This is a genomic window from Rhizobium sp. AN68, from assembly GCF_030758035.1.
GTDB lineage: Bacteria > Pseudomonadota > Alphaproteobacteria > Rhizobiales > Rhizobiaceae > Agrobacterium > Agrobacterium tumefaciens.
This window is the reverse complement of sequence record NZ_JARWMI010000002.1, coordinates 835,846-848,442: the sequence shown is the minus strand read 5'-3', so window position 1 is coordinate 848,442 and position 12,597 is coordinate 835,846. Positions and strand designations below refer to the sequence as shown.

At 60.0% G+C, this 12,597-nt stretch carries 11 protein-coding genes and 1 pseudogene; 4 read left to right on the top strand and 8 right to left on the bottom strand.

The window, feature by feature from the left end:
* Window positions 1-103 precede the first annotated feature (103 nt).
* Together RBH71_RS07315 and ftsE are read right to left on the bottom strand one after the other, a co-directional pair.
* Window positions 104-1,111, bottom strand: a complete 1,008-nt coding sequence (locus tag RBH71_RS07315; protein WP_003511335.1) for a cell division protein FtsX — start codon at window positions 1,109-1,111, stop codon at window positions 104-106.
* Window positions 1,104-1,763 carry a cell division ATP-binding protein FtsE gene (gene ftsE, locus RBH71_RS07310; RefSeq protein WP_003511334.1) on the bottom strand — a complete coding sequence of 220 codons (660 nt, stop codon included), beginning with the start codon at window positions 1,761-1,763 and terminating at the stop codon, window positions 1,104-1,106. The genes RBH71_RS07315 and ftsE overlap by 8 nt, the downstream gene beginning before the upstream one ends.
* Window positions 1,764-1,963: 200 nt before the next feature.
* Between ftsE and RBH71_RS07305 the strand changes: the two genes are divergently transcribed.
* The 3 genes from RBH71_RS07305 to RBH71_RS07295 all read left to right on the top strand — a co-directional run bounded on the left by RBH71_RS07305 (window position 1,964) and on the right by RBH71_RS07295 (window position 3,747).
* Window positions 1,964-2,632 (top strand): hypothetical protein, encoded by a 669-nt coding sequence (locus RBH71_RS07305; RefSeq protein ID WP_003511332.1) that lies wholly within the window; start codon window positions 1,964-1,966, stop codon window positions 2,630-2,632.
* 70 nt (window positions 2,633-2,702) lie between these two features.
* On the top strand, window positions 2,703-3,245 hold the full coding sequence (gene hpt / locus RBH71_RS07300; RefSeq protein ID WP_003511330.1) for a hypoxanthine phosphoribosyltransferase: 543 nt from the start codon (window positions 2,703-2,705) through the stop codon (window positions 3,243-3,245).
* A 142-nt stretch (window positions 3,246-3,387) separates the two neighbouring features.
* Window positions 3,388-3,747, top strand: coding sequence for a response regulator (locus tag RBH71_RS07295; RefSeq protein ID WP_003511329.1), 360 nt, complete (start codon window positions 3,388-3,390; stop codon window positions 3,745-3,747).
* A 192-nt stretch (window positions 3,748-3,939) separates the two neighbouring features.
* Here the strand turns inward: RBH71_RS07295 and RBH71_RS07290 are convergent, their stop codons facing one another.
* The 4 genes and pseudogenes from RBH71_RS07290 to argH all read right to left on the bottom strand — a co-directional run bounded on the left by RBH71_RS07290 (window position 3,940) and on the right by argH (window position 9,886).
* Window positions 3,940-6,624, bottom strand: coding sequence for a TIGR02302 family protein (locus RBH71_RS07290; protein ID WP_111801043.1), 2,685 nt, complete (start codon window positions 6,622-6,624; stop codon window positions 3,940-3,942).
* Between the two features lie 178 nt (window positions 6,625-6,802).
* Window positions 6,803-8,072, bottom strand: a pseudogene (gene lysA / locus RBH71_RS07285) (diaminopimelate decarboxylase).
* A 13-nt stretch (window positions 8,073-8,085) separates the two neighbouring features.
* Entirely contained in the window at window positions 8,086-8,289 is a 204-nt protein-coding gene (gene lptM / locus RBH71_RS07280; RefSeq protein ID WP_003511326.1) for an LPS translocon maturation chaperone LptM, read from the bottom strand.
* A 196-nt stretch (window positions 8,290-8,485) separates the two neighbouring features.
* Entirely contained in the window at window positions 8,486-9,886 is a 1,401-nt protein-coding gene (argH, locus tag RBH71_RS07275; RefSeq protein WP_003511325.1) for an argininosuccinate lyase, read from the bottom strand.
* Between the two features lie 24 nt (window positions 9,887-9,910).
* On the opposite strand from argH, the gene tlpA reads away from it, so the two are divergent.
* Complete coding sequence (gene tlpA / locus RBH71_RS07270; protein ID WP_003511324.1) at window positions 9,911-10,579, top strand: thiol:disulfide interchange protein TlpA; 669 nt, start codon at window positions 9,911-9,913, stop codon at window positions 10,577-10,579.
* Window positions 10,580-10,646: 67 nt separating this feature from the next.
* Here the strand turns inward: tlpA and RBH71_RS07265 are convergent, their stop codons facing one another.
* A complete protein-coding gene (locus RBH71_RS07265; RefSeq protein WP_013761782.1) occupies window positions 10,647-11,528 on the bottom strand; it encodes a 3-hydroxybutyryl-CoA dehydrogenase in 882 nt (293 codons plus the stop codon).
* 117 nt (window positions 11,529-11,645) lie between these two features.
* Window positions 11,646-12,575 carry an electron transfer flavoprotein subunit alpha/FixB family protein gene (locus tag RBH71_RS07260; protein ID WP_003511321.1) on the bottom strand — a complete coding sequence of 310 codons (930 nt, stop codon included), beginning with the start codon at window positions 12,573-12,575 and terminating at the stop codon, window positions 11,646-11,648.
* Window positions 12,576-12,597 lie beyond the last annotated feature (22 nt).

Below are 12,597 nucleotides of genomic sequence, written 5' to 3'. Positions count from 1 at the left end.
TACTCGCCGATTAAGGCAAGGAACAGGCATTTTTGTCCACCGTCCGCAAGTTACATCCGGCGTGTGAAGGGTGCAGTTTCCTCGCGAGATCCGGGAGACGGCGTCACGATGCGACACCGTCGCTTTTAGACGGATCGGAACGGACGCGGTCGATATCGTCGATCGTGCGGATGACGGTCACACGCGCGGTGATCGTGGTGAGCAGCGCGATGATGATCATCGTCGTGGCGATGCCGATATAACCACTGAGGCCAACGGAAAAGGAGCCGAAAAGCGCACTTGCCTGATCGCTTTGCGGCGTAGCAACCGTGCTCGATTGCCAGAAACCGGCGGCAAGGAAAACCGCCGCGGCAAGGGCGCTGCCCGCTGCCGCACCTTTCAGGCTGATCTTCAGGAAGTGCTTCTGGAATTCCCGCGCGACGAAGCTGCTTTCGGCGCCGACGAAATGCAGCACCTCGACGATGTGCCTGTTGCCGGAAAGCGCGCCGCGCGTTGCAAACACCACCGTCAGCACCATGGCGGTGAAGACGAGGATCAGGACCCCGACGCCGATCATGACAGTGGTCCTGGCCATGGAGACGAGCCTGTCGACCCATGTACGGTGGTCATCCAGAAACGCCTGTGGAATTTCAGCTTTCAGCATATCGCGCATGGCCTGAAAATCGGGCGGGTGGTTTTCATCGATGGTAATCACGACGAGGCGCGGCACCGGCAGTTCGGAAAGATCGAGGCCACTGCCGAGCCACGGCTCCAGAAGACGCGCGGTGGCGGCGTCATCCAGGATCGTGCCATCCCGCGTGCCGACGAAGGTGAGCGCCAGAGTACGCGCCTTGGTGAGCGCTGCATTCATGTCCAGCCCGTCCTCGGGTTTGATCTGAATGGTGATTTCGCGGGAAATCTGGCTCTGCCAGGTGGCGGCGGTGGCACGCACCATCGAAACGGCACCAAGCGTCAGGCAGGCGAGAAAGGCCATGATGGCGATCACCACCATCAGCGCATTGCCCTGAATGTTGGAGGGCGGCAGAATGGGTGCCATCGGGCGGATACGCATCGGCGGCCGCTTCGGTGCGGTCGCCTCTGGTCTTAACTGTTTGCGGTTGATCTCATTCATAGATGTCGAGCCGCCCTTCGGTGAGGATCATCCGGCGTGCGTCGATCTGGTCCATCAGGCCGAAATCATGGGTGGCGATGACCACAGCGGTACCCAGCCGGTTGAGCTCCAGAAAGAGGTTGAGAAGGCGCTTGGCCATCGGCGGGTCGACGTTGCCGGTCGGCTCGTCGGCCAGCAAGATTTCCGGCTGGTCCATCAATGCGCGGGCAATGGCGGCGCGTTGCTTTTCCCCACCGGAGAGGATAGCCGGAAGCACATTGATGCGTTCGCCAAGCCCGACCCATTTCAGAAGCTCGATGACGTCGTTGCGGTAGGCGCTTTCTTCCTTGCCGCGCACACGCAGCGGCAGGGCGACATTCTCATAGGTCGTCAGATGATCGAGCAGCCGGAAATCCTGAAAGACGATGCCGACGCGGCGGCGCAGCATGGGTAACTCGCTGCGCGGAATGCGCGACACATCGCGGTTGAACATCCGGATATTGCCGCGTGTGGGCTGCAGCGACATCAGTAGCAGGCGCAGGAACGTGGTTTTGCCGGCACCGGAAGGGCCGGTCAGAAACTGGAACGAACCCTTGGGAATGTCGAAGGTCATGTCCCTCAGGATTTCGGGGCCCATGCCGTAACGCAACCCGACATTTTCGAAATGGATCAACGGACTTCCAGTCTCTTCGTTTCGTGGTGGTTCGCAAACCGCTGGCGCGTGAGGCCCGGATGCGCCGTTTAACCCGGTTCCGGTGGCCTATGCGAGCCGTTTTTGCGAAGCATTAACCAATTAAATTTAAAACTTGGCAGGATCCGTTGCAATGCCCAGTTTTGCGGGCCGGAAAACCTCACCCAAGGAATTCTATGGCTATGTTCCGTTCATCTCGCCGGCAAGCGGCATTCGATTTCGACCTCCTGATGCCGGAAGTGCCAGTGCGCCGTACGGCGCGGGCAACCCACACCGGCCCCGATGTGGTAGACGCGGAATTTGTCACCATCAAGGAAAACCGTGTCCGTCAGCCCGGAAACGATAATCGCGGCGCGATGCGCCGGCAGATGGAAAAACCGCCCGTCACCGCCAGTGCTCTTGGTTACGCGTTCATCGGCTGGGTGGACCGCAAATTGTCGCGCCTGTCTGTGGATGCCTATTCGGCGCTGGTTGCGGCGCTCGTCATTTTTGTTTTCATCTGCTCAGGCGGCCTGTCGGTGGTCGTGCCGGAAAAGCCGGTCGTTGCGGCCGCAAACCCGCTTGCCATTTCCCATGTCACCATCACGCCGCAGGAGGCTGGCGGCATGGATGTCCTGCTCATCAACGGTATTGTGGAGAACAACGGTGCCGCTCTGGAAGAGGTGCCGGCACTTCGCGCCGACCTCTTCGTTGCCAAGGGGCAACTGGTCGCCAGCATGGTCATCGAACCGCCGGTCAGGCAGATGCAGCCCGGTTTCAGCCACGGATTTTCGGCAAAGTTGCGCCATCCCGGTGGAAAAACGCCTGAGATCAAGCTTTCCTTCGTCGAAGCGGGTGCTTCCGAACGTTGACTGTGCTAACGCGTGGTCTTCGTATTTTTACTGAAAGGTAAAATCGGCAAGGCGCAGCACAGGAGAAAGAATGCCCGTCGTCCGTGGAAAAAACATTGAGCCGCTTTACACCGCCGAGCAGATTGCCGAGCGCAATCGCGACATGGCCAAGCATATAGCGAGCGGCCCGACCAAGGATTTGCTGGTCATCGCCGTGCTCAAGGGATCGTTCATTTTCGCGGCCGATCTCATCCGCGCGCTGCATGACAGCGGCCTTGCCCCCGAAGTCGAATTCATCACGCTTTCGAGCTACGGTGCCGGCACCGTTTCGCAAGGGGTGAAGATCGTCAAGGATATCGACAGCGACGTGAAGGACCGCGATGTTCTTCTGATCGACGATATTCTCGAATCCGGCCGCACGCTGCGTTTCGCCAAGGAACTGCTTTACGAACGCGGCGCCCGTCACGTCACCATCGCCGTGCTGCTCGACAAGAAGGTCAAGCGCAAGGAAGATCTGGAGGCCGACTATGTCGGTTTCGAATGTCCCGATTATTTCGTTGTCGGTTACGGCATGGATGTGGCTTACGCCTTCCGCGAACTGCCCTTCGTAGGCGTCGTCACGGGCGACGCCTGACGATTTCTGCCGTGCCGGGATGGGACATGCCGGAGACGCCTCATTAACCATTCACCCAGCGAAACCCTGGGTGTTTACCTCTTGAAAAGAGGAGCCTGCGATGTTGCTCACGGCTGGAAATGATGCCCAGGAGCAATGATTAATGGCGAAGATTCTGATTACCGAAGATGAGGATGCATTGCGGGCTTTCGTTGCCCGTGCGCTGCGTCTCGACGGTCACGAGACCCATGAGGCGGCAGACGGCGAGCAGGGGCTGGAGAAGCTTCAGGAAACCAATTTCGATCTCCTTCTTTCGGATATCCGCATGCCGGTCATGGATGGCATCGAGCTGGCGCACCGCGCCGCCGAACGCTTCCCGGCCATGCGCATCCTGTTGATGACGGGTTATGCCGAACAGCGCGAACGTGCTGATGATCTGGCAGAAAAGATCGTGGACGTGGTTTCAAAACCTTTTGCGCTTCCGGATATCCGCAAGGCTGTTGCGCGGGCGCTTGCGGCCTGAGCGATAAGGCTACAGAGATTTGAGAAAGGGTGGCCCTTTGGGCCGCCTTTTTTGTTGCGGAGTTGTCAAATCTCTCCGCCGTCATGCTCGGGACAAGGCCGAGGATGACGTTGAGTGTTTGATAAGCTAGCCTTTCCTCAAAAATGCGCGAGGTTAAACAGGCCCGATCGCTAGGAATGGCGGCCTCCATCCTCACCGTATATCCAGCAACCGCTCCAGATAACGCCGCTCGATTTCACCCGGCGGGTTGTTGCCGAGCTTTTCGCGAATAGCCTCGAGAATTTCGCGGGCGCGCTGCACGTCGATCTCATCAGGCACCTTCACCTGGTCGCCGAAATCGGGGCCGGTTGTGCTGCGCGGACGGCCGAGTGGATCGCGGCCGTTCTGTCCGCCTTGGCCCGCCATGCCTTCCTGCCCCTGTCCGGGCTGCTGTCCCTGCTGGCGCATGGCCTGCATGATCTGGCCCATCATATCCTGTGCGCCCTGTCGCAGCGCGTTCAGCGCATTGCCCTGACCTTCGACCGCCTGTTCGCCCTGGCTTTTGCCGAGTGCTTCGCCGGCGCCTTCCATTTCCTGCTGCGCCTTGCCGAAGTTTTCGCCCGGCTCCATGCCGAGATCACGAAGGCCCTGCTGCAATTCGCCCAGCTGCTTGCCCAGCGCGTCCTGCTGCGCCCTCAGATTTTTCAGCGCCTCGCGCAATTGTTCGGCCGTCATCTGCTCGCTCGGCTGTCCGCCTTGCTGGCCGTTCTCGCTCTGCTGGCCCTGTTGCGGTGATTCACCGTTTTCACCCGTCTGCGGGTCCTGACCTTCGCCGCCATCCTGCGGGTCGCCGCGCTGCATGCGGTCACGCAGCGCCTGATCGAGCTTGAAGGTCTCGTCCATCAGCTTCTGCTGCTGTTGCAAAATTTCACCCAGCTTGTCGATCTGCTGGCGCATCTTGCTGCTTTGCTGCTGCCCCTGCTGGCCCTGACGTTGCGGCCGTCCCGCCTGCAGGTTGTTCATCATGCGTTGCAGCTGCGAGAGCATTTCCTGTGCTGCGTCACGGTTGCCGGAGCGCGCTAGGTTTTCGATCTGGTTCATCATGTTTTCCAGATCGCGCTGCCGCAAGACGTTTTGTGCCTGCTGGTTCATGTTGGCTTGCGGCGCATTCTGCATGCGCTGCGCAAGCTCGCTCATGAACTGCTGCATCGCCTCACGCAGTTCCTGCATCAGCTTGGCGACTTCCTCATCGGAGGCATTGCGCTGAAGCGCCTCGGAAAGCGCTGTCTGCGCATCACGCAGGCGTTTTTCCGCCTGCGAAAGATCACCATCCTCGATGCCGAGCGCGATCTCCCAGAGATAATCGGCGGTGTTCTTCAGCATCTCCTCATTATAGGCGAGCCGCATGCGGGTCTGCGCCGATTGCAGCAGGAGATAGTGCGTGGTGTTGGGAATGGTTTCATCCGGACGCAGACCAACCGCCTCGTTATAGGCGATCGCCTTTGGCATCTGGCGCGTGTCGAGCGAGAATATCTGCCGCTGTTCGGCAACCGAAGCCGCCAGCGGTTCAGAGAAATTGCGGCCCGGCAGCACCATTTCATGCGCGGGGCTGCGGCCGGTCTGGCCGGCACCGTCTGTTGCCACCAGCGTGATGCGCACGCGCTTACCTGCCATAGGATGTTCGGTCAGGTTGCGGCTGGTCAGCCCCTTGATCTCGCGGTTGTTCTGCCGCGGCAGGTCGAGCTTGAATTCCGGCGGCGGGTAAAGTGCTGTTGCACCCTCCGCAACGCCAAGCGGCTCTATGATGGCGTGGGCTTCCTTGATGCCATAGTCGTCCTTGGCGGTGAAACCCACCTCCAGCGCACCATTGACGGCGCGGCGCGGCATGTTGTCGAAGCCGATGGTCGGTGGCTGGTCAGGAATGACGTTGAACACCCATTGTTCGCCATTGGCGGTGATCATGCCGCTTTCGGTCACATCCATGGCAAAGGTGCGCGGCGTGACAGGTTGATCCGGCGCGCGTTTTTCTGTCTGTGCCGCCACATCGCCACTTGCGCTGTCGGCGCGCGCCGCTTCGGGGGCAAGCTTCTGCAGGGCGCCGGCGGTCTCAGGCTCGAAGGTCACTTCCTCGCCGCCATCGCCACCGGTCATGCGGATCGTCAGTTTGGAGGATTGCGGCACGGACACCGCGTCGTGGCCCGTCGCATCGCGCCCTGTCAGAAAAATCGGGGCGCGGCCGGTATAGGCGGGCGGCGTGAGCCAGGCATCGAGACGGATATCGGGATTGAGCGGACCGGCTGCCGGTCGGCTACGGAAGGCATCTGTAATCGTGCCTGCACCATTGGAATAGGAAAAACCGAAGGCGACAACCAGAAAAAGGGCGGGAATGGCGCGTAGTGCCGAGCGGTCGTAACGGGCGATATCGGGTTTCGGCAGGCCGGCATTCAGCGCGGCGATGCGTTCCGCCATACGGATCTGGTGTTCTTTCCACAAGGCGCGGGAAATGGGGGTGTCCAACGCCGGTTCGTCTTCCTGCACGCCGACTGGCTGGTGAGCGAGACCATTGCGTTCTTCCAGAAGGCGGGACGCGTCGTTGTCTGTCGGCCATTTCAGCCGGACGATTGGCAGGATGGTGCTGATGAAACCAAAAACCAGCAGGAAAACGATGCCCAGCCGTACGAAGTCAGGCATTTGCCGGTAGAGGCCGAACCATGCGAGCGCCAGAAACGCGGCGGCGATGGAAAGCGGCCACAGCGTCTTCGGTGCTACTCTTTCCGAAAACAACACGATTTTTGCGAAGAAGCGTTTAGCCGCAACCCGGCGGGCAAGATCCGGCCGCTGCGCGAATGCGCCGGTTGGGCGCTTTCTGCCTGTCCTGTCCTCTCCGGCTGTGGTCATCAATCCGTTCTCCCGGTTCTGGCCACGTCAAACGCCATTCCCGGAACGGCGAGCTGCTTGTATTATGAGAAGCAAGGATAACATTCTTTGTGGCGAAGACGAGGGCAAGCGGATGCTCACCCCCATTTTTTAGGCAGCTTCGCTCAATTGTGATCGACCAAGCCGGATGTATGGCGGATCAATCGAGCCAGGCGGGTACTGAATCGAGAGCGATCAGCTCTTCATAGGTTCCGCGCGGGCGGATGACGTGGAACTTGTCACCCTTTACCAGCACTTCCGGCACCAGCAGGCGCGAATTATAGGTGCCTGCCTGCACGGCGCCGTAAGCACCGGCGGAGCTGACGGCAATCAGATCACCCGGCTGCGGTGCGGCCATCTCGCGGTCCAGCGCCAGATAGTCACCCGTTTCGCAGACGGGGCCAACGATATCGGCCTTGATGCGAGGGGCGTCCACCGCGGGCTGCACGACCGGGCGGATGCCGTGATAGGCCTCGTAAAGCGTCGGGCGGATGAGGTCGTTCATCGCGCCATCGACAATCACGAAGTTCTTTTCGCCGCCATCCTTCACATAGATCACTTCCGTCACCAGAATGCCGGCATTGCCGACGATCAGGCGTCCCGGTTCGGTGATGATCTTGCAGTTGAGGCTCTTTAGCTCGTTCTTGACGATATGCGCATAGGCATCCGGCAGCGGCGGCGGATTATTGTCCTCGCGGTAGGGAATGCCGAGGCCGCCGCCGATATCGACGTGACTGATCGTGTGCCCGTCCGCGCGCAGGGATTCCACCAGTTCGCGCAGCAAGCGGAACGCATCCTCGAAGGGCTGCAATTCTGTGATCTGGCTGCCGATATGCATGTCGATGCCGGTGACTTCGATGCCGGGCAGAGTGGCGGCATGGGCATAGACCGCACGCGCCCGCTCATAGGAAATGCCGAACTTGTTTTCTTTTTTGCCGGTGGAAATCTTGGCATGAGTGCGCGCATCCACATCCGGATTGATGCGGAAGGACACATGCGCCCTTTTTCCGGCCTTGACGGCGCGCAGGTTGAGGACCTCAAGCTCCGGCTCGGATCTCGATGTTGAAGCAGTAGATGCCGGCTTCCAGCGCGTAATCCATTTCCGCCACCGTCTTGCCGACGCCGGAGAACATGATGCGGTTTGCCGGTACACCGGCGCCAAGCGCGCGGCGCAATTCGCCGCCGGATACCACGTCGATACCCGCGCCGAGCTTTGCCAGCGTCCTCAGAACGGCCTGGTTGGAATTGGCCTTCATGGCGTAACAGACCATGGCGTCCACATCGGCGAAAGCGCCTGAGAACACCTTGTAGTGGCGCTCCAGCGTCGCGGTCGAATAGACATAGAACGGCGTGCCGACCGCCTTGGCGATCTCAGGCACGGGCACGTTTTCGGCGTGAAGCACGCCGTCGATATAGCCAAAATGGTTCACAGGCTTTTTCCCGTCAGAGAAGCTTGTCGAGGATGAACGGCCGCTCCGCCGTTGCCGGCTTCGTCTCGGTTCCGTCGGCATTGCGCTTGTTGCGCATTTCGACCGGCGTGCTCGGCGGATCGATATCGCCTTTTCGCCCGCAGGCACTGAGAGCAAGACTGACGGCGAGCGTCATGCCGATGGGAACGATGAGATTGCGCGCGGTTTTTGAAAGCATGAGCCTGTCCAAAGGAAATATGTGCTTCTCTGATAACGAAAAACAGGGCGCTTGTGCACCCTGTTTCTTGTGATCGCAGCGTAACGCAGATTTATGAGGGCGGCGGAGAAAAAATGAAATCGTTTCCGCCGCTCATTTTAATTTGTCTGCGCATCGGATTTTCCGAAAACCGCTTCACACTTTTCGGTCCGATGCGTTAGTTGCGTCCACGCCACCAGGCGATCTGCTTCTTGACCTCGGAAGGAGCCGTGCCGCCGAAGCTGGTGCGGCTGGCAACCGATGCCTCGACTGAAAGGACGTCGAAAACGCCGCTTGTAATGGCCGGATGGATCGCCTGCAGGTCTTCCAGCGAAAGATCGGCCAGATCGCAGCCTTTCTTTTCCGCCAGTGCCACCGCATTTCCGGTCACATGGTGGGCGTCGCGGAAGGGCAGGCCTGCCTCGCGCACCAGCCAGTCAGCAAGATCGGTGGCGGTGGAATAGCCCGAACCGGCGGCCGCACGCATGCGGTCCTTGCGCACCTCAAGGTCGCGGATCATGCCGGTCATGGCGGCGATGGCCAGTTCCAGGCTTTCGGCGGCATCGAAAACCTGTTCCTTGTCTTCCTGCATGTCCTTGGAATAGGCGAGTGGCAGGCCCTTCATCACAGTCAGAAGCGCCACCAGCGAGCCGTTGATGCGGCCGGTCTTGGCGCGCACCAGTTCGGCGGCGTCGGGGTTCTTCTTCTGCGGCATGATCGACGAGCCGGTGGAAAAGGCATCGGACAGGCGGATAAAGCCGAATTGCGGCGTCGACCAGATGACGATTTCTTCGGCGAGGCGCGACAGATGCGTGGCGCAGATTGAGGCGATCGACAGGAACTCCAGCGCGAAATCGCGGTCGGAAACGGTGTCGATGGAGTTGCGGGTCGGCTCGCGGAAGCCGAGGGCCTTTGCCGTCATGTGGCGGTCGATAGGATAACCGGTGCCGGCCAGCGCTGCTGCACCGATCGGGCTTTCATCCAGATGTTCGATCGCGTGACGCACGCGGGCGCGGTCACGGCCGAACATTTCCACATAGGCCATGCAATGATGGCCGAAGGTGACGGGTTGGGCCGTCTGCAGATGGGTGAAGCCGGGCATGACCGTATCGGCATTTTCCTCGGCGCGGTCGAGGAAGGCGGAGATGAGCGCGGTCAGCATGCCTTCCGTCTTCTGCAGCTCTTCCTTGACCCAGAGGCGGAAATCGAGCGCCACCTGGTCGTTGCGCGAGCGGGCGGTGTGCAGCCGCCCTGCCGCCGTGCCGATGAGGGTGGCAAGCCGCGCCTCGATGTTCATGTGAATGTCTTCGAGCTTGCGCGAGAATTCGAAACTGCCGGCCTCGATTTCTGACAGGATCGTGTTCAGGCCGTGAACGATCTTGTCTTTATCTTCCTGCGAAATAATGCCTTTTTCCGCCAGCATGGTGGCATGCGCTATAGAGCCGCGGATGTCCTGGGCATAAAGCTTCTTGTCGAAGCCGATGGAGGCATTTATCTCTTCCATGATGGCTGATGGCCCGGAAGCGAAACGTCCGCCCCACATCTGGTTGGAGGATTTCTGATCTGTGCCGTCAGCCATGTTCTGCGTGCCCTGGAGTATTCGATGACAGAAAAAAGGCCGTTCAGGCTTCCTTCCGCCAGATTGGTTGCAATTGCTGCCGTTGCCGGTGTCGTGTTCGGCGCGGGTGCGGTCTGGTTCAGGCATATTGGGTCTGAGAGCCCGGTTCAAGGGGCAGCGGTTGCCGAGGCCGGTTTATGTGAAGGTGCGGCAAACCGCATCGCCTCGCTGAAACCCCTCCTGAAGGGCCAGGTGGCGGCCATGTCGGCCACGGATACGCCGCGCGTCATCCCGCTGTCCTTCAAGGGTCCGCAAGGGTCGGACATGTCGCTTGCCGATCTCAAGGGCAAGGCGGTTCTCCTCAATCTGTGGGCCACTTGGTGCGTGCCATGCCGGGAGGAAATGCCTGCGCTGAACGCACTCGAGAAGGAAAAGGGCAGCGATGGCTTTGAGGTTGTTGCGGTCAATATCGACACCGGCGCGGACGAGAAACCGAAAGCCTTCATTGACGAATACAAGATCGACGCGCTGAAACTTTACCGCGACAGCTCCATGGGCGTCTTCAATGTTCTGAAAAAGGAAGGGCTGGCTTTTGGCCTTCCCGCAACGCTTCTTCTGGACGAAAAAGGCTGCCTGATCGCCGCCATGAACGGTCCGGCAGCCTGGGACAGCGAAGATGCCAAGGCGTTGGTATCGGCAGTGAAGGCTAAATAATTGTCCAGTGCGGGAGGGATTTTCCTCCCGTCATCTCGAATGATATCCGAGGAATATCTCTTGCGCCTTAGCGCGTCGGAACCGGTGTCTCTCCACGGTAATCGTAAAAACCGCGACCAGATTTGCGGCCGAGCCAGCCGGCCTCTACATATTTCACCAGCAGCGGGCAGGGGCGGTATTTGCTGTCGGCCAGCCCGTCATGCAGTACCTGCATGATCGACAAACAGGTGTCGAGACCGATGAAGTCGGCAAGCTGCAACGGTCCCATCGGATGGTTGGCGCCGAGCCGCATGGCGGTGTCGATTGCTTCCACCGAACCGACGCCCTCATAGAGCGTGTAGATCGCCTCGTTGATCATCGGCAGCAGGATGCGGTTGACGATGAAGGCCGGGAAATCCTCGGCGACGGTGATCGCCTTTTCCAGCGTCCGCACATAGTCCTTCGCCGCATCGAAGGTCTTTTCGTTGGTGGCGATACCGCGCACCAGCTCTACCAGCTTCATCACAGGCACCGGGTTCATGAAGTGGATGCCCATGAACTGTTCGGGACGATCGGTCGCGGACGCAAGGCGAGTGATGGAGAGCGAAGAAGTGTTAGTGGCCAAAAGCGCTTCGGGCTTCAGTACCGGGCAGATCTGCGCATAGATCTTGCGTTTGATTTCCTCGTTTTCGGTAGCAGCCTCAATGACCAGATCCATGGGCGCCAGATCGTTGACGTCAGTCGAACCGCTGATGAGCGCCAGCGCATCTTTGCGGGCGTCGTCGGAGAGCTTGCCGTTGGTGACCTGACGGGCAAGATTGCCGTTGATCGTGGCAAGGCCGGCTTCGATGCCGTCCTTGGAAAGATCGTAAATGTGCACCTTGTAACCGGCCAAGGCGGAAACATGCGCGATGCCGCAACCCATTTGACCGGCTCCGATGATACCGATGTTTTTAAAGGGGGCGGTCATATGCTGGTCTCCTCATGGGATTTCATCTGCGTCATTTGCGGCGATGTTACGCATATCGCCGAAAAAGAGAAGGCGGCGCGTTCAAAAAACGCGCCGCCTTTGGCTAAAGGCTTAAAATCACAGAGCCTTCTGGAGTTCTGGCAGAGCCTCGAACAGGTCTGCGACGAGGCCGTAATCGGCAACCTGGAAGATCGGCGCTTCCTCGTCCTTGTTGATGGCAACGATGACCTTCGAGTCCTTCATACCGGCCAGATGCTGGATGGCGCCCGAAATGCCGGCAGCGATGTAAAGCTGCGGTGCCACGACCTTGCCGGTCTGACCGACCTGCCAGTCGTTCGGTGCATAACCCGCATCGACGGCTGCGCGCGATGCGCCGACGGCTGCACCGAGCTTGTCGGCAACCGGCAGGATCACTTCGCGGAACTTTTCCGAGGAGCCGAGTGCGCGACCGCCCGAGATGATGATCTTCGCAGAGGTCAGTTCCGGACGATCGGAAGAGGCGAGCGCGTCGGATACAAAGACAGAAACGCCGGGGTTCTCGGCAGCACCGATGGTTTCCACCGGTGCCGAACCACCTTCAGCGGCTGCCGCAAACGCGGTGGGGCGCACGGTGATGACCTTCTTGGCGTCGCTTGCCTGCACCGTCTGGATGGCGTTGCCGGCATAGATTGGACGTTTGAAAGTATCCGGGCTGACGACCTCAATGATTTCCGAGACCTGGGCCACATCGAGAAGGGCTGCGACGCGCGGGGCGACATTCTTGGCCGAAGCGGTCGCCGGTGCGATGATGACGTCATAGGAAGGGCTGAGCGAAACGATCAGCGCCGCCAGCGGCTCGGCAAGCGCGTTGGCATAGGATGCGTCGTCGGCAAGCAGTACCTTGGCAACGCCGGACAGTTTCGCCGCCGCGTCGGCGGCACCCTTCGCACCGGAGCCGGCAACGAGCACGTGGACGTCGCCGCCAATCTGCGTTGCCGCCGTCAGCGTCTTCGCCGTCAGGTCGGAAAGGGTTGCGTTGTCGTGTTCTGCCAGAAGAAGAATGGCCATGTTGTAATCTCCCTTTTCCGAA

Excerpts from the sequence above, each read along its gene's own strand:
- RBH71_RS07295 (WP_003511329.1), top strand. The coding sequence starts at position 3,388 with ATGGCGAAGATTCTGATTACCGAAGATGAGGATGCATTGCGGGCTTTC.
- RBH71_RS07265 (WP_013761782.1), bottom strand. The coding sequence starts at position 11,528 with ATGACCGCCCCCTTTAAAAACATCGGTATCATCGGAGCCGGTCAAATG.
- tlpA (WP_003511324.1), top strand. The coding sequence starts at position 9,911 with ATGACAGAAAAAAGGCCGTTCAGGCTTCCTTCCGCCAGATTGGTTGCA.
- argH (WP_003511325.1), bottom strand. The coding sequence starts at position 9,886 with ATGGCTGACGGCACAGATCAGAAATCCTCCAACCAGATGTGGGGCGGA.
- hpt (WP_003511330.1), top strand. The coding sequence starts at position 2,703 with ATGCCCGTCGTCCGTGGAAAAAACATTGAGCCGCTTTACACCGCCGAG.
- RBH71_RS07260 (WP_003511321.1), bottom strand. The coding sequence starts at position 12,575 with ATGGCCATTCTTCTTCTGGCAGAACACGACAACGCAACCCTTTCCGAC.
- RBH71_RS07290 (WP_111801043.1), bottom strand. The coding sequence starts at position 6,624 with ATGACCACAGCCGGAGAGGACAGGACAGGCAGAAAGCGCCCAACCGGC.
- RBH71_RS07315 (WP_003511335.1), bottom strand. The coding sequence starts at position 1,111 with ATGAATGAGATCAACCGCAAACAGTTAAGACCAGAGGCGACCGCACCG.
- lptM (WP_003511326.1), bottom strand. The coding sequence starts at position 8,289 with ATGCTTTCAAAAACCGCGCGCAATCTCATCGTTCCCATCGGCATGACG.
- RBH71_RS07305 (WP_003511332.1), top strand. The coding sequence starts at position 1,964 with ATGTTCCGTTCATCTCGCCGGCAAGCGGCATTCGATTTCGACCTCCTG.